Annotated in this window: 23 protein-coding genes and 1 tRNA gene; 19 read left to right on the top strand and 5 right to left on the bottom strand. The window is 33.7% G+C overall.

Features of this window, described 5'->3' with window-relative positions; all coding sequences use genetic code 11:
* The first annotated feature begins 1 nt into the window (after window position 1).
* The 11 genes from F1592_RS09765 to whiA all read left to right on the top strand — a co-directional run bounded on the left by F1592_RS09765 (window position 2) and on the right by whiA (window position 13,743).
* The gene (locus tag F1592_RS09765) at window positions 2-229 is read left to right on the top strand and encodes a CsbA family protein (RefSeq protein WP_037536344.1); all 228 of its coding nucleotides are present in this window, start codon (window positions 2-4) and stop codon (window positions 227-229) included.
* A gap of 452 nt (window positions 230-681) precedes the next feature.
* Entirely contained in the window at window positions 682-2,667 is a 1,986-nt protein-coding gene (gene uvrB / locus F1592_RS09760; protein ID WP_016930981.1) for an excinuclease ABC subunit UvrB, read from the top strand.
* 7 nt (window positions 2,668-2,674) lie between these two features.
* On the top strand, window positions 2,675-5,509 hold the full coding sequence (gene uvrA / locus F1592_RS09755; RefSeq protein ID WP_053017768.1) for an excinuclease ABC subunit UvrA: 2,835 nt from the start codon (window positions 2,675-2,677) through the stop codon (window positions 5,507-5,509).
* Window positions 5,510-5,846: 337 nt separating this feature from the next.
* Window positions 5,847-6,782, top strand: a complete 936-nt coding sequence (gene hprK / locus F1592_RS09750) for an HPr(Ser) kinase/phosphatase (RefSeq protein WP_011276393.1) — start codon at window positions 5,847-5,849, stop codon at window positions 6,780-6,782.
* 3 nt (window positions 6,783-6,785) lie between these two features.
* On the top strand, window positions 6,786-7,634 hold the full coding sequence (gene lgt, locus F1592_RS09745; protein ID WP_053017770.1) for a prolipoprotein diacylglyceryl transferase: 849 nt from the start codon (window positions 6,786-6,788) through the stop codon (window positions 7,632-7,634).
* Complete coding sequence (locus tag F1592_RS09740; protein WP_016930984.1) at window positions 7,631-8,110, top strand: acyltransferase; 480 nt, start codon at window positions 7,631-7,633, stop codon at window positions 8,108-8,110. Before lgt ends, F1592_RS09740 begins: the two co-directional genes overlap by 4 nt.
* Window positions 8,111-8,126: 16 nt before the next feature.
* The gene (locus F1592_RS09735; RefSeq protein ID WP_149809730.1) at window positions 8,127-9,566 is read left to right on the top strand and encodes a tetratricopeptide repeat protein; all 1,440 of its coding nucleotides are present in this window, start codon (window positions 8,127-8,129) and stop codon (window positions 9,564-9,566) included.
* Window positions 9,567-9,629: 63 nt separating this feature from the next.
* Window positions 9,630-10,571, top strand: a complete 942-nt coding sequence (gene trxB / locus F1592_RS09730; RefSeq protein ID WP_037536326.1) for a thioredoxin-disulfide reductase — start codon at window positions 9,630-9,632, stop codon at window positions 10,569-10,571.
* Window positions 10,572-10,769: 198 nt separating this feature from the next.
* Window positions 10,770-11,684, top strand: a complete 915-nt coding sequence (rapZ, locus tag F1592_RS09725; protein WP_011276388.1) for an RNase adapter RapZ — start codon at window positions 10,770-10,772, stop codon at window positions 11,682-11,684.
* Complete coding sequence (locus F1592_RS09720) at window positions 11,681-12,667, top strand: gluconeogenesis factor YvcK family protein (RefSeq protein WP_053017774.1); 987 nt, start codon at window positions 11,681-11,683, stop codon at window positions 12,665-12,667. Before rapZ ends, F1592_RS09720 begins: the two co-directional genes overlap by 4 nt.
* Window positions 12,668-12,798: 131 nt before the next feature.
* On the top strand, window positions 12,799-13,743 hold the full coding sequence (gene whiA / locus F1592_RS09715) for a DNA-binding protein WhiA (protein ID WP_149809729.1): 945 nt from the start codon (window positions 12,799-12,801) through the stop codon (window positions 13,741-13,743).
* A gap of 363 nt (window positions 13,744-14,106) precedes the next feature.
* On the opposite strand, the gene F1592_RS09710 is transcribed toward whiA, so the two are convergent.
* Window positions 14,107-14,178, bottom strand: a tRNA-Arg gene (locus tag F1592_RS09710).
* 193 nt (window positions 14,179-14,371) lie between these two features.
* On the opposite strand from F1592_RS09710, the gene clpP reads away from it, so the two are divergent.
* Window positions 14,372-14,959, top strand: a complete 588-nt coding sequence (gene clpP, locus F1592_RS09705; protein ID WP_011276385.1) for an ATP-dependent Clp endopeptidase proteolytic subunit ClpP — start codon at window positions 14,372-14,374, stop codon at window positions 14,957-14,959.
* A gap of 205 nt (window positions 14,960-15,164) precedes the next feature.
* On the opposite strand, the gene F1592_RS09700 is transcribed toward clpP, so the two are convergent.
* The 3 genes from F1592_RS09700 to F1592_RS09690 form a co-directional block, all read right to left on the bottom strand.
* Complete coding sequence (locus tag F1592_RS09700; RefSeq protein WP_182477420.1) at window positions 15,165-15,350, bottom strand: hypothetical protein; 186 nt, start codon at window positions 15,348-15,350, stop codon at window positions 15,165-15,167.
* A gap of 22 nt (window positions 15,351-15,372) precedes the next feature.
* Window positions 15,373-16,272 (bottom strand): TIGR01777 family oxidoreductase, encoded by a 900-nt coding sequence (locus F1592_RS09695; RefSeq protein WP_053017776.1) that lies wholly within the window; start codon window positions 16,270-16,272, stop codon window positions 15,373-15,375.
* Between the two features lie 305 nt (window positions 16,273-16,577).
* Complete coding sequence (locus tag F1592_RS09690; RefSeq protein WP_037537264.1) at window positions 16,578-16,757, bottom strand: hypothetical protein; 180 nt, start codon at window positions 16,755-16,757, stop codon at window positions 16,578-16,580.
* A gap of 207 nt (window positions 16,758-16,964) precedes the next feature.
* Here F1592_RS09690 and F1592_RS09685 point away from each other — a divergent pair, with 207 nt between their 5' ends.
* Window positions 16,965-17,714, top strand: a complete 750-nt coding sequence (locus F1592_RS09685; RefSeq protein ID WP_037537263.1) for a DUF4887 domain-containing protein — start codon at window positions 16,965-16,967, stop codon at window positions 17,712-17,714.
* 66 nt (window positions 17,715-17,780) lie between these two features.
* Here the strand turns inward: F1592_RS09685 and F1592_RS09680 are convergent, their stop codons facing one another.
* On the bottom strand, window positions 17,781-17,999 hold the full coding sequence (locus F1592_RS09680) for a hypothetical protein (RefSeq protein WP_053017777.1): 219 nt from the start codon (window positions 17,997-17,999) through the stop codon (window positions 17,781-17,783).
* 337 nt (window positions 18,000-18,336) lie between these two features.
* Here F1592_RS09680 and F1592_RS09675 point away from each other — a divergent pair, with 337 nt between their 5' ends.
* From F1592_RS09675 to eno, 6 genes are all read left to right on the top strand, one after another.
* The gene (locus F1592_RS09675; protein WP_011276378.1) at window positions 18,337-19,350 is read left to right on the top strand and encodes a sugar-binding transcriptional regulator; all 1,014 of its coding nucleotides are present in this window, start codon (window positions 18,337-18,339) and stop codon (window positions 19,348-19,350) included.
* A gap of 51 nt (window positions 19,351-19,401) precedes the next feature.
* The gene (gene gap, locus F1592_RS09670) at window positions 19,402-20,409 is read left to right on the top strand and encodes a type I glyceraldehyde-3-phosphate dehydrogenase (RefSeq protein WP_033079634.1); all 1,008 of its coding nucleotides are present in this window, start codon (window positions 19,402-19,404) and stop codon (window positions 20,407-20,409) included.
* Between the two features lie 163 nt (window positions 20,410-20,572).
* On the top strand, window positions 20,573-21,763 hold the full coding sequence (locus tag F1592_RS09665) for a phosphoglycerate kinase (RefSeq protein ID WP_037537262.1): 1,191 nt from the start codon (window positions 20,573-20,575) through the stop codon (window positions 21,761-21,763).
* A gap of 127 nt (window positions 21,764-21,890) precedes the next feature.
* The gene (gene tpiA, locus F1592_RS09660; RefSeq protein WP_053017779.1) at window positions 21,891-22,652 is read left to right on the top strand and encodes a triose-phosphate isomerase; all 762 of its coding nucleotides are present in this window, start codon (window positions 21,891-21,893) and stop codon (window positions 22,650-22,652) included.
* A gap of 2 nt (window positions 22,653-22,654) precedes the next feature.
* Window positions 22,655-24,172, top strand: a complete 1,518-nt coding sequence (gene gpmI, locus F1592_RS09655) for a 2,3-bisphosphoglycerate-independent phosphoglycerate mutase (protein ID WP_037537261.1) — start codon at window positions 22,655-22,657, stop codon at window positions 24,170-24,172.
* Window positions 24,173-24,326: 154 nt separating this feature from the next.
* Entirely contained in the window at window positions 24,327-25,631 is a 1,305-nt protein-coding gene (eno, locus tag F1592_RS09650) for a surface-displayed alpha-enolase (RefSeq protein WP_011276373.1), read from the top strand.
* The last annotated feature ends 142 nt before the right edge of the window (window positions 25,632-25,773 follow it).

Here is a 25,773-nt window from a genome sequence, read left to right as displayed (position 1 = left end):
AATGATTTGGTACGCTTTAGCTGCATTTTTTCCATGTGTATTAGTCGTGTTGTTTAGTGTCATAACTCGAAGTAAATGGGTTGGTGTTATTGCGACATTAATTTTGATAGCTGCTTCAATTTACAAAGGATTCTTTCACAATGAATGGATAATCTTTATCGATGTAGTGTCCTTATTAGCTGGATATGTCATCATAGATAACCTTGAATTTCATAAGCATCAAGACTAAACATTATTAAACAGAACTTTTGAATGTTACTGTATGTTGGTTTATAGTGTAAATGCACAATTTGTCCAAATGGAAGTGAAAATTTAAAGTATATTTAAGAGCGGGCGTCATTAAATTATATATGAATAAATCACACGTATTAGTGGAATATAAAATAAGAATAAATGTTTTTTGAAAATACAAACGTAAGCGAACAAACGTTTGTATTTTTATTTATATATTTGATAAAATAGCCTTAAGTGAGAGTAGTTTACAAATAATAGGAAATTATTAAGTGAATGAATTTATGAATTTCACTTGATAAGGTCGTTTAAGCTATTTCAGTAGAATTTTTATTAAGAATAAAGATACAATTTAAAACAAATCATTGTTAAATTTTCATACATCATTTATTTACATCAAACTTTAAATAAATAATTAAGAATGCTTAATTCAAGGAGGCGCTTATCAGAATGGTGGAACATTACCCGTTTAAATTGAATTCTGAGTTTGATCCACAAGGGGACCAACCGCAAGCAATAGAGAAAATAGTTAAAGGTGTTAAAGAAGGAAAGCGTCACCAAACGCTTTTAGGTGCCACTGGTACAGGTAAGACATTTACAATGAGTAATGTTATTAAAGAAGTGGGAAAACCAACGCTCATCATTGCACATAATAAAACATTAGCGGGACAACTTTATAGTGAGTTTAAGGAATTCTTTCCAGAAAATAGAGTAGAATACTTTGTTAGTTATTATGATTACTATCAACCAGAAGCCTATGTACCTTCTACAGACACGTTTATTGAGAAAGATGCCTCAATTAATGACGAAATTGACCAACTACGACATTCTGCCACAAGTGCATTATTTGAACGTGATGATGTCATTATCATAGCCAGTGTCAGCTGTATCTATGGTTTAGGTAATCCGGAAGAATATAAAGATTTAGTAGTAAGTGTTCGAGTTGGTATGGAAATGGATCGCAGTGAACTGCTTCGTAAACTCGTAGACGTACAATATTCTAGAAATGATATTGATTTCCAACGTGGTACATTTAGAGTACGTGGCGACGTGGTGGAAATTTTCCCAGCTTCACGTGAAGAAATGTGTATTCGCGTTGAATTTTTTGGCGATGAAATTGATCGGATTCGAGAAGTTAATTATTTAACGGGAGAAGTCATTCGCGAACGTGAACATTTCGCGATTTTCCCGGCGTCTCACTTCGTAACACGTGAAGAAAAAATGAAAGTTGCCATAGAACGTATTGAGAAGGAATTAGAAGAACGATTAAAAGAATTAAAAGATGAGAATAAGCTATTAGAAGCACAACGTCTAGAGCAACGTACAAATTATGATTTAGAAATGATGAGGGAAATGGGATTCTGTTCGGGTATCGAGAACTATTCTGTACATCTAACGTTAAGACCTTTAGGTTCAACACCTTATACGTTACTAGATTATTTCGGTGATGACTGGTTAGTAATGATCGATGAGTCTCACGTTACATTGCCACAAATAAGAGGAATGTTTAACGGTGACCGTGCGCGTAAGCAAGTGTTAGTAGATCATGGTTTCCGATTACCTAGTGCGATGGATAACCGACCATTAAAATTTGAGGAGTTTGAACAAAAAACGAATCAATTGGTATATGTATCAGCTACACCAGGACCTTATGAGATTGAACATACCGATGAAATGATTGAACAAATTATTCGTCCTACTGGTCTTTTAGATCCTAAAATTGATGTTCGACCAACTAAAAATCAAATTGATGATTTACTTAGTGAAATTCAAGAACGTATTGATAGAGATGAACGTGTCTTAGTCACAACATTAACTAAAAAAATGAGTGAGGATTTAACGACATACATGAAAGAAGCGGGTATTAAAGTAAATTACCTACACTCAGAGATTAAAACGTTAGAACGTATTGAAATTATTCGTGACTTAAGAATGGGAACGTATGATGTTGTTGTCGGTATCAATCTATTGAGAGAGGGAATTGATATACCGGAAGTTTCATTAGTTGTTATTTTAGATGCAGACAAAGAAGGTTTCTTACGCTCAAACCGCTCATTAATCCAAACGATAGGTCGTGCTGCACGAAATGAAAAAGGTGAAGTGATTATGTATGCTGATAAAATCACCGATTCAATGCAATATGCGCTTGATGAAACGCAAAGACGTCGTGATATACAAATGGCACATAATGAAAAATATGGAATCACACCTAAAACAATTAATAAGAAAATTCATGATGTTATTAGTGCTACGGTTGATAATGATGAAACAAATGAAAAACAACAAACCGAATTACCTAAGAAAATGACTAAAAAAGAAAGACAAAAAACAATTGAAAATATAGAAAAAGAAATGAAAAAAGCAGCTAAAGATTTAGACTTTGAAAAAGCAACAGAATTAAGAGATATGTTATTTGAATTAAAAGCAGAAGGGTGACAGTTAAATGAAGGGACCAAGTATTATAGTAAAGGGTGCACGTGCACATAACTTAAAAGACGTAGACATTGAACTTCCAAAAAATAAATTAATTGTTATGACAGGGTTATCTGGGTCAGGTAAATCGTCTTTAGCATTCGATACGATTTATGCTGAAGGGCAAAGACGTTATGTAGAATCATTAAGTGCATATGCGCGTCAATTTTTGGGGCAAATGGATAAACCAGATGTCGATACGATAGAGGGATTATCACCAGCTATTTCAATTGACCAAAAGACGACAAGTAAAAATCCTCGCTCAACAGTAGCAACGGTAACGGAGATTTATGATTATATTCGTTTGTTATACGCACGAATAGGCAAGCCATATTGTCCTAATCATAATATTGAAATTGAATCTCAAACTGTGCAACAAATGGTTGATCGCATTTTAGAACTTGAAGAACGCACTAAAATTCAAATTTTAGCTCCAGTTGTTTCTCATAGAAAAGGTAGTCATGAGAAACTTATCGCAGATATTGGTAAAAAAGGCTATGTACGTCTTAGAGTTGACGGCGATATTGTCGATGTCAATGAGGTTCCTGAATTAGATAAAAATAAAAACCATACTATCGAGGTAGTCGTAGACCGTTTGGTAGTTAAAGATGGTATTGAAACACGTTTAGCAGATTCAATTGAGACAGGTTTAGAATTAGCTGATGGCAATATTACTGTCGATGTAATTGATGGAGAGGACCTTAAATTTTCTGAGAATCACGCTTGTCCAATTTGCGGGTTCTCTATTGGTGAATTAGAACCTAGAATGTTTAGTTTCAATAGCCCGTTTGGTGCTTGTCCAACTTGTGATGGTTTAGGCCAAAGATTAACAGTCGATCTTGATTTGGTAGTTCCAGACCCTAATAAGACTCTAAATGAAGGTGCGATTGAACCATGGGAACCTACGAGCTCAGATTTTTACCCAACTTTATTAAAACGCGTATGCGAAGTATATAAAATTAATATGGATAAGCCATATAAAAAGTTGACTGAGAGACAGAAAAACATATTAATGAATGGTTCAGGTGATAAAGAAATTGATTTCTCTTTCCACAGTCGTAACGGTGGGACACGTCATAGAAGAATGAAATTCGAGGGTGTTGTTGCCAACATTGACCGTCGTTATCATGAATCACCATCGGAATATACACGTGAAGTAATGAGTAAATACATGACTGAACTGCCTTGCGAAACTTGTCACGGTAAACGTTTAAGTAAAGAAGCGCTATCTGTTTACGTTGGTGGATATAATATTGGAGAAGTTGTCGAATATTCTATCAAGAATGCACTAAATTATTATGAAAATATTGAGCTTTCAGAACAAGATAGAGCTATTGCAAATCAAATTTTAAAAGAAATCATTTCAAGATTGTCATTTCTAAATAATGTTGGATTAGAATATTTAACACTTAATCGTGCGTCAGGCACTCTTTCGGGTGGTGAAGCACAACGTATTCGATTAGCGACACAAATCGGTTCACGCTTAACAGGGGTGCTTTATGTGCTTGACGAACCCTCTATTGGTTTACACCAACGTGATAATGATCGTCTGATAAGTACATTAAAAGAAATGCGGGATTTGGGCAATACACTTATTGTTGTTGAACATGATGATGACACTATGCGAGCAGCTGATTATCTCGTAGATGTCGGTCCTGGTGCAGGTAATCATGGTGGTGAAATCGTCTCTAGTGGCACTCCAAGTAAAGTCATGAAAGATAAGAAATCTTTAACAGGACAATATTTAAGTGGTAAGAAACGTATTGACGTTCCTGAACATCGTCGAGAAGTAACTGATCGCAAAATTAGTATCAAAGGTGCACGAAGTAATAACTTAAAAGGTGTAGATGTAGATATTCCATTGTCTGTAATGACAGTTGTAACAGGTGTGTCTGGTTCAGGTAAAAGTTCACTAGTTAATGAAGTATTATATAAATCATTAGCTCAAAAAATAAATAAATCTAAAGTTAAACCGGGTGCCTTTGATAGCATTGAAGGTATTGATCAACTAGATAAAATTATTGATATTGACCAATCTCCTATCGGTAGAACACCACGTTCTAATCCAGCCACTTATACTGGCGTATTTGATGATATACGTGATGTATTTGCTCAAACTAATGAAGCGAAAATTCGTGGTTATCAAAAAGGACGCTTTAGCTTTAATGTTAAAGGTGGACGTTGTGAAGCTTGTAAAGGTGATGGCATTATTAAAATTGAAATGCACTTTTTACCTGATGTGTATGTTCCATGCGAAGTTTGTGATGGAAAACGCTATAACCGTGAAACATTAGAAGTTACTTATAAAGGTAAGAATATTGCTGAAGTGCTTGAAATGACAGTAGAAGAAGCAACGTATTTCTTTGAAAACATTCCTAAAATACATCGTAAATTACAAACACTTGTAGATGTTGGTTTAGGTTACATCACGCTTGGACAACAAGCTACAACACTATCAGGAGGAGAAGCACAACGTGTTAAATTAGCATCTGAATTGCATAAACGTTCAACTGGTCGTTCCATCTATATTCTTGATGAACCTACAACCGGTTTGCACGTCGATGATATTAGTCGTTTGCTAAAAGTGCTTAATCGTCTAGTCGAAAACGGTGACACAGTTGTGATTATTGAACATAATTTAGATGTCATTAAAACAGCAGATCATATTATTGATCTAGGACCTGAAGGTGGCGATGGTGGTGGTACACTAGTTGCTACTGGTACACCAGAAGAGATTGCAAATGTAGAATCATCATACACAGGTAAATATTTAAAAACGGTACTTGAACGAGATAAAGTAGAATAAATTAAATTATAGATAATGGAAATTAATAGTAATTTAAGGGATCATAGGCATCTCGCATAAAATGACTTAACTGAGAAGACACTCATATCGAGCTTTTCTCAGTTTTTTTTAATAACTAAACATCAAACCTAACAAAGGGAATTGTAATAAGAAATTCAATAAGTGAGGTTAAGTAATCCAATACAAACTATATGTTGCTCCCTTAATCATTTAAAAGCAATCTAAGGTGTATATGAAACAAATATATTAGGATTTCTTCTTTTTTATATTAATCTTGTCTTTATTTTTGATATGATAATAGGTGAATGAATTCAAGTGAAAATTTTGAGGTGAACTCATGTTAACGACAGAGAAATTAGTCAAATTACTTAAATTAGAATTGTTTACAGGTGAAAAAGGATTACATAAACCTATTAAAAATACGGATATTTCTAGACCAGGTCTAGAAATGGCTGGATATTTTTCACACTATGCTGCAGACCGAATTCAATTACTAGGTACTACAGAATTATCGTTTTATAATTTGTTACCAGACGAGGAACGTCATGGGCGTATGAGAAAATTATGTCGTCCTGAAACACCTGCAATTATTGTGACAAGAGGATTAGAACCTCCGCAAGAGCTGATTGATGCCGCTCAAGAAATGGATACACCACTCATCGTATCAAAGGATGCAACTACAAGTTTAATGAGTCGATTAACGACATTCCTTGAACATGAATTAGCTAAGACAACATCATTACATGGTGTGTTAGTCGATGTTTATGGTGTGGGTGTGTTAATCACTGGAGATTCTGGTATAGGTAAGAGTGAGACTGCACTTGAATTAGTGAAACGAGGTCATCGACTCGTAGCTGATGATAACGTAGAAATTCGTGAAATAACTAAAGATGAATTAATAGGGACACCACCTAAATTAATTGAGCACTTACTAGAAATTAGGGGTCTCGGTATCATCAATGTCATGACATTATTTGGAGCGGGGTCAATCCTCACACAAAAACAAATTCGTCTTAACATTAACCTTGAAAATTGGGATAAAGATAAACTGTATGACCGAGTTGGATTGAATGAAGAAACATTACAAATTCTTGATACAGAAATCACCAAAAAAACAATTCCTGTAAGACCAGGACGAAATGTTGCAGTCATTATAGAAGTCGCAGCAATGAATTATCGTTTAAATATAATGGGGATTAATACAGCTGAAGAATTTAATCAACGTTTAAATGAAGAAATCTTAAAAAAAGGTCATCAAAGCAAGGAGAACTAGAACATGCTTTTTAATCTGAATTATATTGATCCTACTGCATTTAGCATAGGTCCACTTTCAATAAAATGGTACGGTATCATTATTGCGTTAGGAATCCTTATTGGTTATTTCATAGCTCAAGAAAGCTTGAAATATGTTGGTTTACATAAAGATACGCTTGTTGACGTCATCTTTTACAGTGCCATCTTTGGGTTCATCACTGCACGTATTTATTTCGTGATTTTTCAATGGCCATATTACGCCCAAAACCCTATTGAAATTCCAATGATATGGCATGGCGGTATTGCAATACATGGTGGTCTTTTAGGTGGATTTATCACTGGTATTATTGTATGTAAAATTAAAAATTTAAATCCATTTCAAATTGGTGACATTGTGGCACCAAGCATTATTTTAGCTCAAGGTATTGGACGTTGGGGTAACTTTATGAATCATGAAGCTCATGGGGGTCCAGTCTCAAGAACCTTTTTAGAAAATTTACATATTCCAGAGTTTATTATTCGTAATATGTATATTGAAGGGATATACTACCATCCAACATTCTTATATGAATCTATATGGGATATACTCGGATTCATCATTTTAATTACAATTAGAAAGCATCTTCGCGTAGGTGAAACATTCACACTGTATTTAATATGGTATTCAATTGGACGTTTCTTTGTAGAGGGGTTAAGAACGGATAGTTTAATGCTAACAAGTCATATTAGAGTAGCGCAATTGGTATCAGTTATTTTAATCATAATTGGTTTGGTTATTTTAATTTATCGTCGCATTAAATACCAGCCACCATTGTACAAAGAAGCAGGTCCGTTAACTTGGAATAGCTCTAAGGCGAAAGTGAAATCATGAGACGGTTAACTAAAGAAGACCATCATAAGATTAATCCGCTATGGCGGATTTATAGTTTAGTACGTTTTCCTAAAGTATTTACCAATACATTGCTTATTGAATTATGTCGTTTTATACCAAATTTAAAATGGAAACGTTGGATATATATTAATCTATTGAACATGACCATTGGACAACATACTGCTATTGCCTATAAAGTAATGCTTGACATCTTTTATCCGCAACTCATTACAATTGGCAATAATTCTGTAATTGGTTATAATACAACAATATTAACGCACGAAGTATTAGTGGATGAATATCGCTATGGCCCAGTGTACATTGGTGACCATACATTAATTGGTGCAAATTCGACCATTCTACCAGGTGTACATATTGGTAATCATGTAGTCGTTAAAGCTGGAACAGTTGTATCAAAAGATATACCAGATTATGCCATTGCATATGGCAATCCTATGCAAATACATCATAAATAAAGAGAGGTGACAAAGAATGGCGCAAAACAATGACAAAATTATCTCGATGAAATTTGATGAACCATTTTATCGTAAAATGGCTGATCAAAAATATAGAATGCAAAATTTTAATAAGGCAGTAGAATACTATAAAAAAGTGCTTGATTTGTCACCACAAGATTTTGATATTAAATTAAAGTATGCTTATTGCTTAAATAAACTTAATTTAGGTAGACGAGCTGAGCATTTGTTTTATGACAGCATTATTGAAGGTAATCATGTTGCCGACAGTTTCTATCAACTTAGTCAATTAAACATTGACCTTAATGAGCCAAACAAGGCCTTCTTGTTTGGTATTAATTATGTGATTTTAACTGATGATACTGATTTTAGAGAAGAATTAGAAAAAACATTCGAAGTGTCTTATATGAGTGAAGATAAAATTCAGCTCGAAGCACAACTTTTCTCAACGCAATTACTATTCCAATATTTATTTTCTCAAGGAAGATTGCAAGATGCACGTAAATATATTTTGAATCAAGATGAGAAAATTCAAGAACATAGAGTCATTCGCAACTTATTAGCAATGTGCTATTTGTATTTAAGTGAATATGATATTGCTAAAGATATATTTGAAGCGTTATTGGCAGAAGATAATTCAGATGTACATGCACTATGTCACTATACATTGCTACTTTACAATACGAATGAAAAAGATAAGTATCACAAATATCTTAAAATATTAAGTAAAGTAGTACCAATGAATGATGATGAAAGTTTTAAATTAGGCATAGTACTAAGCTATTTAAAACAGTACGATGCATCTCAACAAATATTATTACCACTTTATAAAAAAGGTAAATTTGCCTCAATTCAAATGTTTAATGCATTGAGCTTTAATTATTATTACCTCGGAAATAAAGAACAGAGTAAAGTATTTTGGGAGAAGTTACTGCAAATTTCTAAAGTTGATGTGGGCTACGCACCTTGGGTACTTGAAGAGAGTAAACAAACATTTGATCAAAAAATATTACCACTGCTATTAGATGATGATAGCCATTATAGACTTTATGGTGTGTTTTTATTAAATCAATTAAATGGTAAAGAAATATTAATGACTCAAGAGATTTGGTCTATTTTAGAAACAATGAATGACTATGAAAAACTTTACCTTACTTATTTAGTACAGGGACTGCATTTAAATAAATTAGATTTCATTCACAAAGGTTTAGTTATTTTATATGAAATGGACGACATACAGAAAGATACGGAATTATTTATAAGTTGGATTGATAAAGGTGAAGGGTTAATTGCGAACGATGTTGATTTTAGTGAAGTTGACAGATATGTAGCTGCACATGCTTATCTATATCATCGTTATTATCATAGCCATATGACTAAAAAGAAAATTATGGAATTGTTTAATATATCACGTTATAAGTTAGATAACGCAATTGATCAATTGTTGAGCATATAAATTTAAAGATTTCAAATATTAATATATAATGCGCATGATATTAAAAACGTAGGAGGCATAAAAATGACTGAAGTAAATTATGATGTTGCAATTATCGGTGCTGGACCAGCCGGTATGACTGCGGCAGTTTATGCATCACGTGCAAATTTAAGCACAGTAATGATTGAACGAGGCATGCCTGGTGGACAAATGGCAAATACAGAGGAAGTAGAGAACTTCCCAGGATTCGAAATGATTACTGGTCCAGATTTATCAACTAAAATGTTCGAACACGCTAAAAAATTCGGTGCTGAATATCAATATGGAGATATTAAATCTATTGAAGATAAAGGTGACTATAAAGAAATTAATTTAGGTAATAAAGAGATAACAGCTCGTGCGGTAATTATTTCAACTGGTGCTGAATATAAAAAAATTGGTGTCCCTGGTGAACAAGAACTAGGTGGACGCGGTGTAAGTTATTGTGCAGTATGTGATGGTGCATTCTTCAAAAATAAAAACTTATTTGTAATAGGTGGCGGGGATTCTGCCGTTGAAGAAGGTGCATTCCTAACTAAATTCGCAGATAAAGTTACAATTGTACACAGAAGAGATGAATTAAGAGCACAAAAAATCTTGCAAGATCGTGCGTTTAAAAATGACAAAATCGATTTTATATGGAGTCATACTTTAAAATCGATTAATGAAAAAGATGGAAAAGTAGGTTCTGTAACACTTGTTTCTACCAAAGATGCCTCTGAACAAACTTTAGATGCAGATGGGGTGTTCATCTACATTGGTATGAAACCATTAACAGCACCATTTGTGAATCTAGGAATTACGAATGATATGGGCTATATTGTAACTGAAGATAATATGAGTACAAAAGTGCCAGGTATATTTGCGGCTGGTGATGTTAGAGATAAAGGTTTACGTCAAATTGTAACAGCTACGGGTGATGGTAGTATAGCAGCACAAAGTGCTATTGATTACATTGAAGAATTAAAAGATAAGCAAGAAGCATAAATAAGATTAGGCTAGAGCATGCAATCACATCATATAGTGATTAAAGCATGAATTCTAGCCTTTTTTCTTTAATTCAAAATTAGATTCAGATATCGCAATAATAGTTACGATAAGTAGCTCATATGATATTATGAAAGTAAATTAACGATATTCTAAAACGTATGTATACATTAAAAAGATTAACTAGGCGGTGTCAAAATGACGAACCATAAAGAAAATGAAATGAGTAAAAGTGAACTATTAGTAGTAACAGGTCTATCCGGTGCGGGTAAATCAGTGGTTATACAATGTTTAGAAGATATTGGTTACTTCTGTGTTGATAATCTACCACCTATTTTACTCCCTAAATTTGTAGAATTAATGGAACAAGGTAATCCTTCTTTGCAAAAAGTAGCTATTGCTATAGATTTAAGAGGTAAAGAATTATTTAAATCATTAGTAGAAGAAATTGATGCAATCAAAAGTAGGAACGATGTAATTGTAGATGTCATGTTTTTAGAAGCGGAAACAGAAAAACTAATTTCTAGATACAAAGAATCTAGACGAGCTCACCCATTAAATGAAAATGGACAAATGTCTTTGATGGATTCAATCTTAGAAGAAAAGCAATTGCTTAGCAATATTCGTACAATCGCTAATTATATTGTAGATACAACTCAATTGACGACGAAAGAACTTAAAGCTAGAGTGAAAGAAAAATTTGAAGATGAGAATTTTAAATCCTTTAGTATCAATGTATCAAGTTTCGGTTTTAAACATGGTATACAAAAAGACGCAGATTTAGTATTTGATGTTCGTTTCCTCCCAAATCCTTATTATGTTGAAGACTTAAGACCGATGACAGGAGAAGATGAACCAGTTTACCATTATGTTATGAAGTGGAAAGAAACTGAAATATTTTTCGAAAAATTAATGGATTTACTGAAATTTATGATACCAGGTTATAAAAAAGAGGGTAAATCACAATTAGTAATTGCAATAGGTTGTACAGGAGGTCAACATCGCTCTGTTGCGTTAGCTAAACGCATTGGTGAAGAATTAACAGAAATATTTGATTATAATGTCTATGTTCATCACAGAGATGCACATATCGAAAGTGGCGTGAGAAAATGAAACAATTAAAGATTGTACTCATAGGCGGTGGAACAGGCCTATCAGTATTGGCGAGGGGGCTGAGAGAGTACCCCATTGATATAACGGCCATCGTTACTGTAGCTGATGATGGTGGCAGTACTGGTAAAATACGTAGTGAGATGGATATACCTGCTCCAGGTGATATTAGAAATGTTATCGCAGCACTAAGCGATGCTGAACCAGTCATAGAAGAATTATTTCAATATCGATTTAAAGAAAATCAAATCGAAGGACACTCACTAGGTAATTTATTACTAGCAGCCTTAACAAATATAAAGAATGACTTCGGTCATGCAGTTAAAGAATTAAGTAAGATTTTAAATATTAAAGGTAAAGTGATTCCTTCAACGAATACTAATGTTATGCTAAACGCAATGTTAGAAGACGGAGAAATTGTACGAGGAGAATCTCAAATACCAAAGAAAAACAAACGTATTGATCGTGTTTTTTTAGAACCTGAAAATGTTGAGCCTATGGAAGAAGCAATTGACGCATTAGAAGATGCAGATTTAATCGTGCTCGGACCTGGCTCACTATACACAAGTGTTATTTCGAATTTATGTGTTAAAGGTATGTCAGAAGCTATTTTACGTTCTAAAGCACCTAAATTATACATATCTAATGTTATGACTCAACCGGGAGAAACATCAGATTACGATGTTATGGACCATATTCAAGCGATACATAAACATGCTGGAAGTGATTTTATTGATTATGTCATCTGCAGTAATGATAAATACGATGATAAAGTGTTAGAACGTTATAAAGAGCGTAATGCTAAACCGGTTGTTATGGATGAACATAAAATTACAGATCATAATATTAGAATGATTACGTCATCTAATTTAGTCGAAATATTAGATGATCATTTAGTACGTCACAATACTAAAGTTTTAGCAAGATTGATCTATGATTTAGCACTTGAAATGACAAGTACGATTCAATTTAGACCTAAAAAATAACACTTCTAATCATCTGTATAACTATGGTATGATATAGGGCGTATGTTTATTAATGTATTCGTGTAATATAGTGCAACTATATAGGATGTTAGTTACATGTATATATAAAATTGATTAGAGGGGGAAATGTGATGAGTTTTGCATCAAATATGAAGAATGAATTAACACGCATTGATGTTGATGAAAGCAATGCCAAAGCAGAGCTTAGCGCATTAATTCGTATGAACGGTGCACTTAGCCTATCTAATCAACAATTCGTAATTAATGTTCAAACAGAGAATGCTACGACCGCTAGAAGAATTTATTCATTAATTAAACGCATATTTAATGTAGAAGTGGAAATTCTAGTTCGTAAAAAAATGAAATTAAAGAAAAATAATATTTATATTTGTCGTACAAAAGTGCGAGCTAAAGAAATTCTAGATGAACTTGGTATATTAAAGAATGGTATTTTTGTTCACGATATTGATGCTAGCATGATTAAAGATGATGAAATGCGTAGAAGTTATTTAAGAGGCGCATTTTTAGCTGGAGGATCTGTAAATAATCCAGAGACATCATCCTATCATTTAGAAATATTTTCTCAATATGAGAATCATTCTGAAGGTTTAACTAAATTAATGAATAGTTATGGATTAAATGCTAAACATTTAGAACGAAAAAAAGGAAGCATTGCTTATTTAAAAGAAGCTGAAAAAATTTCTGATTTTCTAAGTTTAATAGGTGGATACCAAGCATTATTGAAGTTTGAAGATGTGCGAATTGTTAGAGATATGAGAAATTCAGTGAATCGTTTAGTAAATTGTGAAACTGCAAACCTTAATAAGACTGTAAGTGCCGCTATGAAACAAGTAGAAAGTATCCAGTTAATTGATCAGGAAATCGGATTAGATAATTTGCCTGATCGCTTAAGAGAGATTGCTAAACTTCGAGTTGAGCATCAAGAAATCTCTTTAAAAGAACTAGGAGAAATGATATCGACTGGTCCGATATCTAAATCTGGAGTCAACCACCGTTTAAGAAAGTTAAATGAACTTGCAGACAAAATTCGAAGTGGTGAAAAAATAGAATTATAAGTATAAACTCGTCATGGATTGGCGAGTTCTTTTTTTAGAACTAGGGACTTGGATCTTTGAAAAGCCCCTGAAATTTAGTTTTCTTTGGTTTTCTATTAAAAGACAAATAAAAAAGAACGAGCCTGGGACATAAATAATATGATGATGCTATTTTGCAAATTCGCAGTAGCTGACTGAACTAAGAAGGCGCTTTAATCAAGCTTTTCTCAGTTCTAGTCATCCTTGCGGGCGGGGCCCCAACAAAGAGGATTTCACTAAGAAATTCTACAAGCAAAGCAAGTTGGGAGTGGGACTACGAATTTAAAAAGAATTCTGTCCCACTCCAATTCTTGAAATTAAAATGTGCATAATTAAAGCTATTAGCCCCCTCGAGAGGAGTCGAACCTCTATCTTAAGAACCGGAATCTTACGTGCTATCCGTTACACTACGAGGAGATATTAAATGATAAAGACAAATTTCTGTACTAATTGTTATTTTAAAAGTACAATCTGAATGTATGTTTATAGTGTACAAAATCTATTAAAATAAGGTCAACTTTTCTTAGTGCTCGATGAGTTTAAATTTTGACCATTTTTGACTTTTGATGTAAAATACTAATTAACAGTTAATCACAAGGAGGAAATATAAATGAATTTAATTCCTACAGTAATTGAAACAACAAATCGCGGTGAACGCGCATACGATATTTATTCACGTTTATTGAAAGACCGTATTATTATGCTAGGTTCTGCAATTGATGATAATGTAGCAAATTCAATTGTATCACAATTATTATTCTTACAAGCTCAAGACTCTGAGAAAGACATCTATCTATATATTAATTCTCCAGGTGGTAGTGTTACGGCTGGATTTGCAATTTATGATACGATTCAACATATTAAACCAGATGTACAAACAATTTGTATCGGTATGGCTGCATCAATGGGTTCATTCCTATTAGCAGCTGGCGCAAAAGGTAAACGCTTTGCATTACCAAACGCTGAAGTTATGATTCACCAACCATTAGGTGGTGCACAAGGACAAGCAACTGAAATCGAAATTGCTGCTAACCACATTTTAAAAACACGTGAAAAATTAAATAAAATTTTAGCTGAACGTACAGGTCAAAGTATTGAAAAAATTCAAAAAGATACTGATCGTGATAACTTCTTAACTGCTGACGAAGCTAAAGAATATGGTTTAATTGATAATGTTATGCAACCAGAAGATAAATAATCAAATTTAACCATGGCATACAAATGGGAGTAGGACAGAAATAATATTTTCTCAAAATTTATTCCGTTGTCCTACCCCGGCAAGGATGACTAGGTTTGAAAAAAGCTTGATTCAAGCGCATTTTCAAATCAGTCAGCTACTGACAAAATGATAAAGTAGGCTGAGACATTTTATTTTGTCCCAGCCTCGTTTTTTTATGACTATTTTAATTGTTTGAAGAACGTTTTAGGAACAGTCGAATAGATATAATAAGTAAAATAATGCCTATTAAAATGAAGAATATGGACATTAAAATAATTACTAAATTATGTTCGAAAGCGAAAACACCATTGAGTATAAGAAATAGACTTGCGATGATAAGTAGAATATAAGTTAATTTCTCGTCATTCATTTTCAAAACTCCAATTAAATTATTATGCATCTATTAAATCTTCGAAAGCAATTTTTAGGTTAGGATAGTTAAACGTAAAACCGAGCGCATCCAGTTTATTTGGTAATACCTTTTGCGTATCTAAAACAACCGTAGACATTTCACCAAGTGCTAATCGCATTAGGAATGATGGCACCCATGTTTCATGAGGGCGATGCATGACACGCGCAAGTGTGTACCCAAATAAATTTTGGCGTTCAGCAATTGGTGCAGCCATATTGAATGGACCTTTTGCTTTAGGATTATCGATTGTGAATAGAATTGCGCGCACTAAGTCATTAATGTGAATCCATGAATACCATTGGAATCCAGATCCTAATTTACCACCTACGAAGAATTTATAAGGAAGCTTCATCGTCTGTAGGGCGCCTCCATCATCAGATAAAATCATGCTGAATCTGCCAAGTACTACTCGCGTACCAAATGACTCAAAGCGTTTAGCAAAACGTTCCCACTGATAAACCACTTCAGATAGAAAATCAAACGGATGTGTTTGATATTTCTCTGTATACGTATGATATAAACTAGGTGGATAATAACCCATTGCACTAGCATTAAAAAGCACTTCAGGTTTATGTTCTCGTTCGCTAAATAAATCAACAAGTGCTTGAGTTGACTGAATACGACTAGTCATAATCAATTGTTTATATGATGGTGTCCAGCGTTTATTTAAAGTTGCACCAGCCAAATTAATTACAACATCTATATCTGGAACTTGGGACATCCAACCGTCTTTTGACCAATTAACATAAGAAATCTTTGGATCATCACTTTGCTTATCACTACGAGTTAGTATTGTAATATGTACATCGCGATTCTTTAATTCATTTACTAATTGACTGCCTACCATTCCAGTTCCGCCAGTTATTAAGAATTGCTTCATATTTACACCTCTATTAATTTATAGTATTAAGATAGCCTTTCTATTATCAACATTGAACTTTTCTTGTTCAAAAAATGTACAATGATTAGTCAATAATATGTCATTTACTAAGCTGTAAACAGGATTTAAATTATCTAAAGTTAAGTTATAATTAATTTGTACCTTCGCTATAGTAGATTTCAATATCTTTGAGTAAATTGAGTATACCCCATAGACTACACAAAATAAACGAAGGTCAATTTTGACTCCCTTTAGTAGAAGCCCATGCGAGAATCGTGTGGGCTCTTTGTATATCTATTATAGTACTAATGAATAAAGATTAAGAATAATATGATTAGAGGAATGAAAATGACTGATAAAAATATAAAGTCAAACTGAGATGTATGACTGTCATCATAATCATCATTATTCAACATCATAGATTTTAGATTATGTTTAGGGACATTTTCATCTTCAAATATATCTTCAGAAACAAATTTTTTCATTATGACTCACACTTTCACATTTTAATAAAATTAAATTTGCATAATTGATGTTTGTAATTACTTATGATGTTATCATATATAAGTGATTATGTATCATTATAATTAATGTCTTAAACCTTTTTATTTCATTTCCGTGCGAATTACTGTAAAATTATATGCTACATTTAGGGGACTAGACAATTTTAATATATTAAAGTGAGGTAACTTATGTCTAAGAACAATAGAAATAGAGATGACTTTGGTGAACCGGAAAAGAAAAAAATGAGTGGCATTTCGAAACTTATTAGTACGATTATCGTTTTATTATTATTAAGCGGATTAGCATTTGCGATTTTTGCATTTGTAGATCATTCAAATCGTTCAAGTGAACGCTTAAACAATCAATCAACTGAAGAGCACAAAGATAAAAATGATAAAAAAGACAAAGAAGATAAAGACAAGAAGGATAAGTCAGATAAAGATAAAAAAACAAGTGAAGATAGTTCGAATGTGACTCAAGAGAATGTTACGCAGCAAACAGCTCAAACCCAACAACGTCAGACACAACAAGCAACACCTTCAACTCAGCAAAGAACTAAACAACAACCATCAACGGAAGAGAAACAAAGAACCAAAGAAGCACAGACTAAGGAAGAAAAAACACAAGAGAAAACAACTAAAGAAGAAGCTACAACAGAAGAAGCTCGCACTAAAGAACAAGCAACTCAAGAAAGTAACAGTAATAATAGTAGTGATAATAATTCTAGTGAGTCAAATACGGATAAGTCTAATAGTAACCAGACAAGCAATCAAACTAGAACGCAACAATCACCACAGACCCAACAATCACCACAGACTCAACAACGATCAACAACTCAGTCGTCTACGCAGCAATCAACCTCAAGACAAACTTCACAACGAAGTGCTACGTCTAGTCAAAGTCAGTCAAGCCAAGAATCATCAAATAGTAATGAATAATATAGTTAGTAGTTATCAAAGTGAGATTTTGAAACAGTCATGTTTCAAGTCTCACTTTTTACTTTTTTAAAACATCCAATTGAGTAAAAAGGTAAAAATAATTGAAAGCAAAATAGAAATGATTAGTGAAGAAAGGCAACCAAATGGACAACCACAACCATAATGATATCTTATTGAATAGTTGTTACTTTCATTATGATCATTACCATTAAAATAGTTATCATCTTTATATCTACGATCTTCAGGGTCAATGACTTCTACATTATTATCATTTTCTCGAGCCATTTCTTCATCCTCCTTAAATGAATTTCTTATATTGTAAATTAAAATAGTTTAAACAAGAAAGTATTTTGCAAAAGAATAATTTCTAAACTTTAAGGGTAATACTATAAAATAAGGGTTTAATTAAACTTTGCGCCACTTTATAAAAAGGGAAATACTACTTAAATTAGGGAATTTTACAGATAATTTTAAATATTAGAGTTTTTCTCTTGCATTTTCAACAACACAATAGTACTATTGCAAGTGTAAAGAGGTTAGATTTTGTCCCACGCGGGACGCAATAAGTCAAACCAGGTTTATGCTATTGGTTACCTTTTATATATAAAGGAGGAAGGTAGTAGTGAAGGACTTGATTAAAATTCAACAGAAGCTGATACCTGATTTAATTGATAAAATGTATCGACGCTTTTCTATCTTAACTACTATCTCAAATAATCAACCAGTAGGTAGAAGAAGTTTAAGTGAGCACATGGATATTACCGAACGTGTCTTAAGATCTGAAACTGATATGTTGAAAAAGCAAGATTTAATTCAAGTCAAATCGACTGGAATGGAAATCACTGAAGAAGGCAAGTCAGTTTTGAATCAGCTTAACGAATATTTCAATATTTATACTGATGATAATCAATTAGCTGATCAAATTAAGTCAACTTTTGGTATTAAAGAAGTTCACGTTATACCTGGTGATGCAGATGCTCAAGAGAATGTTAAATCTGAAATGGGAAGACAAGCTGGCCAATTATTGGAAAGTATCTTATATGAAGACGCTATTGTTTCAGTAACAGGTGGTTCAACAATGGCAAATGTAAGCCGAGCCATGCATCTTCTACCATTTAATGTATTTTTCGTACCAGCTCGTGGTGGTCTTGGTGAGAATGTTATTTATCAAGCTAACACGATTTCAGCGAGCATGGCGCAACAAACAGGTGGTTATTATACAACACTTTATGTACCAGATAATGTAAGTGAATCAACGTATAATACACTTCTGATGGAACCCTCTGTGGTTCATACATTAGATAAAATTAAACAAGCAAATATAACAATTCACGGTATTGGTGATGCGCTGAAGATGGCGTATCGTAGACAATCGTCAGAACAGGTGATTGAAAGCCTTCAACATCATCAAGCCGTCGCAGAAGCTTTCGGTTACTATTTTGACGCTCAAGGAAATGTAGTCTATAAAGTAAAGACAATAGGACTACAACTTGAAGATTTAGAAACCAAAGATTTTATATTCGCTGTTGCAGGTGGACAATCTAAAGGTGAAGCAATTAAAGCTTACTTAAGTATTGCACCTAAAAATACAGTTTTAATTACTGATGAAGCAGCAGCAAAGGTAATATTAAATTAGTAATAAAAAGTTTAAAGCTTTTTAAATATCATTTTAAAGGAGGCCATTATAATGGCAGTAAAAGTAGCAATTAATGGTTTTGGTAGAATTGGTCGTTTAGCATTTAGAAGAATTCAAGACGTAGAAGGTATTGAAGTAGTTGCAGTAAACGACTTAACAGACGACGAAATGTTAGCTCATTTATTAAAATATGACACTATGCAAGGTCGTTTCACAGGAGAAGTTGAAGTTGTTGATGGTGGTTTCCGCGTAAATGGTAAAGAAGTTAAATCATACGAAGAACCAGATGCAAGCAAATTACCTTGGGGCGATTTAGATATCGACGTAGTATTAGAATGTACTGGTTTCTATACAGATAAAGAAAAAGCAGAAGCACACATCAATGCAGGTGCTAAAAAAGTATTAATCTCTGCACCAGCTAAAGGTGATGTAAAAACAATCGTATTCAACACTAACCACAATGACTTAGATGGTTCAGAAACAGTTGTTTCAGGTGCATCATGTACTACTAACTCATTAGCACCAGTTGCTAAAGTATTAAGTGATGAATTTGGTTTAGTTGAAGGTTTAATGACAACTATTCACGCATACACTGGTGACCAAATGACTCAAGACGGTCCACATAAAAAAGGTGACAAACGTCGTGCACGTGCAGCAGCTCAAAACATCGTACCTAACTCAACAGGTGCTGCAAAAGCAATCGGTAAAGTTATTCCTGAAATCGATGGTAAATTAGACGGTGGTGCTCAACGTGTACCAGTTGCTACAGGTTCATTAACTGAAGTGACAGTTGTATTAGAAAAAGACGTTACTGTTGAAGACGTTAACAAAGCAATGAAAAACGCTTCAAACGAATCATTCGGTTACACTGAAGACGAAATCGTTTCTTCTGACGTAGTTGGCATGACTTACGGTTCATTATTCGATGCTACTCAAACTCGTGTAATGTCTGTTGGTGACCGTCAATTAGTTAAAGTTGCAGCTTGGTATGACAACGAAATGTCTTACACTGCTCAATTAGTTCGTACTTTAGAATATTTAGCAGAATTATCTAAATAATTTAGAAGCATAGTTAAATAAACTTGTGCTCAGTATGGATGTACTATTCACAGTACACTTGTACAAATTATTGAAATAAGTTAGCTTATGAGTAAGCGGGGAGCACTAACGCTTCTCCGCTTATTTTTATATTAGTAATTCCTATTTAGAGGAGGAAATTATAATGGCAAAGAAAATTGTTTCTGATTTAGATTTAAAAGGGAAAGTTGTTTTAGAACGTGCTGATTTCAATGTACCTTTAAAAGACGGTAAGATCACAAATGATAACCGTATTGTTCAGGCTTTACCAACAATTAAATATATCATCGAACAAGGTGGTAAATTAGTACTATTTTCTCACTTAGGAAAAGTTAAACAAGAAAGTGATAAAGAAGGTCTTACATTAAAACCTGTTGCTGATGCTTTATCTGAAAAATTAGGTAAAGAAGTTACTTTCGTACCTGAAACACGTGGTGAAAAATTAGAATCAGCTATCAAAAACTTAAGTGAAGGCGATGTATTATTAGTTGAAAATACACGTTTCGAAGATTTAGATGGTAAAAAAGAATCTAAAAATGATCCTGAATTAGGTAAATATTGGGCATCACTAGGCGATGTATTTGTAAATGATGCTTTCGGTACAGCTCACCGTGAACATGCATCTAACGTTGGTATTTCAACTCATTTAGAAACAGCGGCTGGTTATTTAATGGAAAAAGAAATTAAATTCATCGGTGGTGTTGTTAACGACCCACATAAACCAGTAGTTGCAATTTTAGGTGGCGCAAAAGTATCTGACAAAATTGGTGTTATTAAAAACTTAGTAAATATCGCTGATAAAATTCTTATTGGTGGTGGAATGGCGTATACTTTCTTAAAAGCACAAGGCAAAGAAATTGGTCTATCTTTACTAGAAGAAGACAAAATCGACTTTGCTAAAGAATTACTTGAAAGTAACGGAGATCAAATTGTGTTACCAGTAGATGCGAAAGTTGCGAAAGAATTCTCAAATGACGCTGAAATTACTGAAGTATCAATTGATAACATCCCTTCTGATCAAGAAGCAATGGACGTTGGCCCTAAAACTGTTGAATTATTCTCTAAAGAATTAGAAGGTGCACATACAGTAGTATGGAATGGACCTATGGGTGTATTTGAATTTAGTAACTTTGCTCAAGGTACAATCGGTGTATGTAAAGCCATTGCTAACTTAAAAGACGCTACTACAATTATCGGTGGTGGTGACTCAGCAGCTGCTGCAATTTCTTTAGGTTTTGAAGATGACTTCACACACATTTCTACTGGTGGCGGTGCATCATTAGAATACCTTGAAGGTATTGAATTACCAGGAATTAAAGCAATTAATGATAAATAATCACCTTATAAAAGGTGTACGTTTTTCTAAACATTTTCAAGGGAAAATGTATAAAGAATAAGACTTTACGTCTTGAAAAATTATTTAATGCTAAAATTACAATTTTAAATATATAGGAGTGTAATCAATGAGAAAACCAATCATAGCTGGTAACTGGAAAATGAACAAAACAGTTAAAGAAGCTAAAGACTTCGTTAATAATTTACCAACATTACCTGATGAAAAAGAAGTTGAATCAGTAATTTGTGCACCAACAATTCAATTAGACGCATTAATTTCATTAGTGAATGATGGCAAAGCAAAAGGATTAAAAATTGGTGCTCAAAACACTTATTTTGAAGATAATGGTGCATTCACAGGAGAAACTTCTCCAGTGGCATTAGCTGACTTAGGTGTTAAATACGTAGTTATTGGACACTCAGAACGTCGTGAATTATTCCATGAAACAGATGAAGATGTGAATAAAAAAGCACATGCGGTATTTAATCATGGCATGACACCAATTATTTGTGTTGGTGAAACTGATGAAGAACGCGAAAATGGCAAAGCTAATGAAATCGTTAGCAATCAAGTTGAAAAAGCATTAGAAGGTTTATCAGAAGAGCAACTTAAAGAAGTTGTTATTGCATACGAACCAATTTGGGCAATCGGTACTGGTAAATCAGCTACTTCTGATGATGCTAATGAAATGTGTGCTCACGTGCGTAAAACAGTAGCGAAAGTGGCTAGTCAAGATGTTGCTGATTCAACACGTATTCAATACGGTGGTAGTGTTAAACCTAACAACGTTAAAGAATATATGGCTCAATCTGACATTGATGGTGCATTAGTAGGTGGCGCATCATTAAAAGTTGAAGATTTCGTACAATTGTTAGAAGGTGCAAAATAATTATGGCTAAACAACCGACAGCTTTAATCATTTTAGATGGTTTCGCTAATCGTGAAAGTGAACATGGTAATGCTGTAAAACAAGCACATAAACCAAATTTTGACCGCTATTACAGCAAATACCCAACTACACAAATTGAAGCAAGTGGTTTAGACGTAGGTCTTCCAGAAGGCCAAATGGGTAACTCAGAAGTTGGTCATATGAACATTGGTGCAGGACGTATTGTTTACCAAAGTTTGACACGTATCAATAAATCAATCGCAGATGGCGATTTCTTTGAGAATGATGTGTTAAATAACGCCGTGCAACATGTTAATGAGCATGATTCTGCATTACATGTCTTTGGATTACTATCTGATGGTGGTGTACACAGTCATTACCAACATTTATTTGCATTGTTAGAACTTGCTAAACAAAAAGGTTTAGATAAAGTTTATGTACATGCATTCTTAGACGGTCGTGACGTAGACCAAAAATCAGCACTAAAATATATTGAAGACACAGAAGCTAAATTTAAATCATTAGGTGTAGGTGAGTTCGCATCTATTTCTGGCCGTTATTACGCTATGGACCGTGATAAACGTTGGGATCGTGAACAAAAAGCATATAATGCTATCCGTAACTTTGAAGGGCCTACTTATGCTTCAGCAAAAGAAGGCGTTGAAGCTAACTACGCTAATGATTTAACAGATGAATTTGTTGAGCCATTTATTGTTGAAGGTCAAAATAATGGTATCAATGATGGAGATGCAGTTATCTTCTTCAACTTCCGCCCTGATAGAGCAGCTCAGTTGTCAGAAGTATTTACTAATAAAGCATTTGATGGCTTTAAAGTAGAACAAGTTAAAGATTTATTCTACGCAACATTTACTAAATATAATGACAATATAGATGCTGAAGTTGTCTTCGAGAAAGTGGATTTAACAAATACAATTGGTGAAGTTGCTCAAAATAATAACTTAAAACAATTACGTATTGCTGAAACTGAAAAATATCCACACGTAACGTACTTCATGAGTGGTGGACGTAATGAAGAATTTGAAGGTGAGCGTCGTCGTTTAATCGATTCACCAAAAGTAGCGACTTACGATTTAAAACCAGAAATGAGTGCGTATGAAGTTAAAGATGCGTTATTAGAAGAGTTAGATAAAGGTGATTTAGATTTAATTATCTTAAACTTTGCTAACCCTGATATGGTTGGACATAGTGGTATGTTAGAACCAACTATCAAAGCAATTGAAGCAGTGGATGAATGCTTAGGTGAAGTTGTTGATAAAATCTTAGACATGAATGGTTATGCAATTATTACAGCTGACCATGGTAACTCTGACCAAGTATTAACAGATGATGATCAACCAATGACTACTCATACGACTAATCCGGTTCCTGTTATTGTAACTAAAGATGGCGTTACATTACGTGAAACTGGTCGTCTAGGAGATTTAGCACCAACACTATTAGATTTATTAAATGTAGATCAACCATCAGACATGACTGGTGAATCACTTATTAAACATTAAAAATTAGTCCAGTTATAAATGGTAAGAATATTGTAATCCCTAATACAATATTTGAAACTTTAGGGATTCAGTCCTTATCTGATATAAATATTTTATTTAAAGATTAAATCAAGCTATAATAGCTTTAGAATCTAAATTAAAGGAGATTTTTCACATGCCAATTATTACAGATGTTTATGCTCGCGAAGTCTTAGACTCACGTGGTAACCCAACAGTTGAAGTTGAAGTATTAACTGAAAGCGGTGCTTTCGGTCGTGCATTAGTGCCATCAGGTGCTTCTACAGGTGAACACGAAGCAGTTGAATTACGTGATGGAGATAAATCACGTTATAGCGGTAAAGGTGTTACTAAAGCTGTTGAAAATGTTAACGAAATTATTGCACCAGAAATCGTTGAAGGTGAATTTTCAGTATTAGATCAAGTATCTATTGATAAAATGATGATTCAATTAGACGGTACACCTAACAAAGGTAAATTAGGTGCAAACGCTATTTTAGGTGTATCTATCGCAGTTGCACGTGCAGCAGCAGACTTATTAGGTCAACCTTTATACAAATATTTAGGTGGATTCAACGGTAAACAATTACCAGTTCCTATGATGAACATCGTTAATGGTGGTTCTCACTCAGACGCACCAATCGCATTCCAAGAATTCATGATCTTACCAACAGGTGCAGAATCATTCAAAGAAGCATTACGTTGGGGTGCTGAAATCTTCCATAACTTAAAATCAATCTTAAGTGAACGTGGTTTAGAAACAGCAGTAGGTGACGAAGGTGGTTTCGCTCCTAAATTTGAAGGTACTGAAGATGCTGTAGAAACAATCATTAAAGCTATCGAAAAAGCAGGTTACAAACCTGGCGAAGATGTATTCTTAGGATTCGACTGTGCATCATCTGAATTCTACGAAAATGGTGTTTATGATTACACTAAATTCGAAGGTGAACATGGTGCGAAACGTAGCGCAGCTGAACAAGTTGACTACTTAGAAGAATTAATTGGTAAATACCCAATCATCACTATCGAAGATGGTATGGATGAAAATGACTGGGACGGTTGGAAACAATTAACTGATCGTATTGGTGATAAAGTTCAATTAGTAGGAGACGATTTATTCGTAACTAACACTGAAATCCTTTCTAGAGGTATTGAACAAGGTATTGGTAACTCAATCTTAATCAAAGTTAACCAAATTGGTACTTTAACAGAAACTTTCGAAGCAATCGAAATGGCTCAAAAAGCTGGATACACTGCAGTAGTTTCTCACCGTTCAGGTGAAACAGAAGATACTACAATCTCTGATATCGCAGTAGCTACTAATGCTGGTCAAATTAAAACTGGTTCATTATCAAGAACTGACCGTATTGCTAAATACAATCAATTATTACGTATTGAAGATGAATTATTTGAAACTGCTAAATTTGATGGTATCAAATCATTCTACAATTTAGACAAATAAGTCTAATAATTTAACCTATTTAAAACAATAATAGAGTTCACGCTTATGTATTACCTGTCACAGAGTTGAGACTGTGGCAGGTTTTTTTAATTATTAAACAATGCAAGTGATTAACTAATTGTGGCTCTATAATAAATTGGAC

Origin of the sequence: Staphylococcus sp. GDX7P312P (assembly GCF_008385775.1) — a bacterium.
Lineage (GTDB): Bacteria > Bacillota > Bacilli > Staphylococcales > Staphylococcaceae > Staphylococcus > Staphylococcus haemolyticus.
Note: the sequence above shows the minus strand (reverse complement) of the source record. Positions and strands in the feature narration are given on the sequence as shown.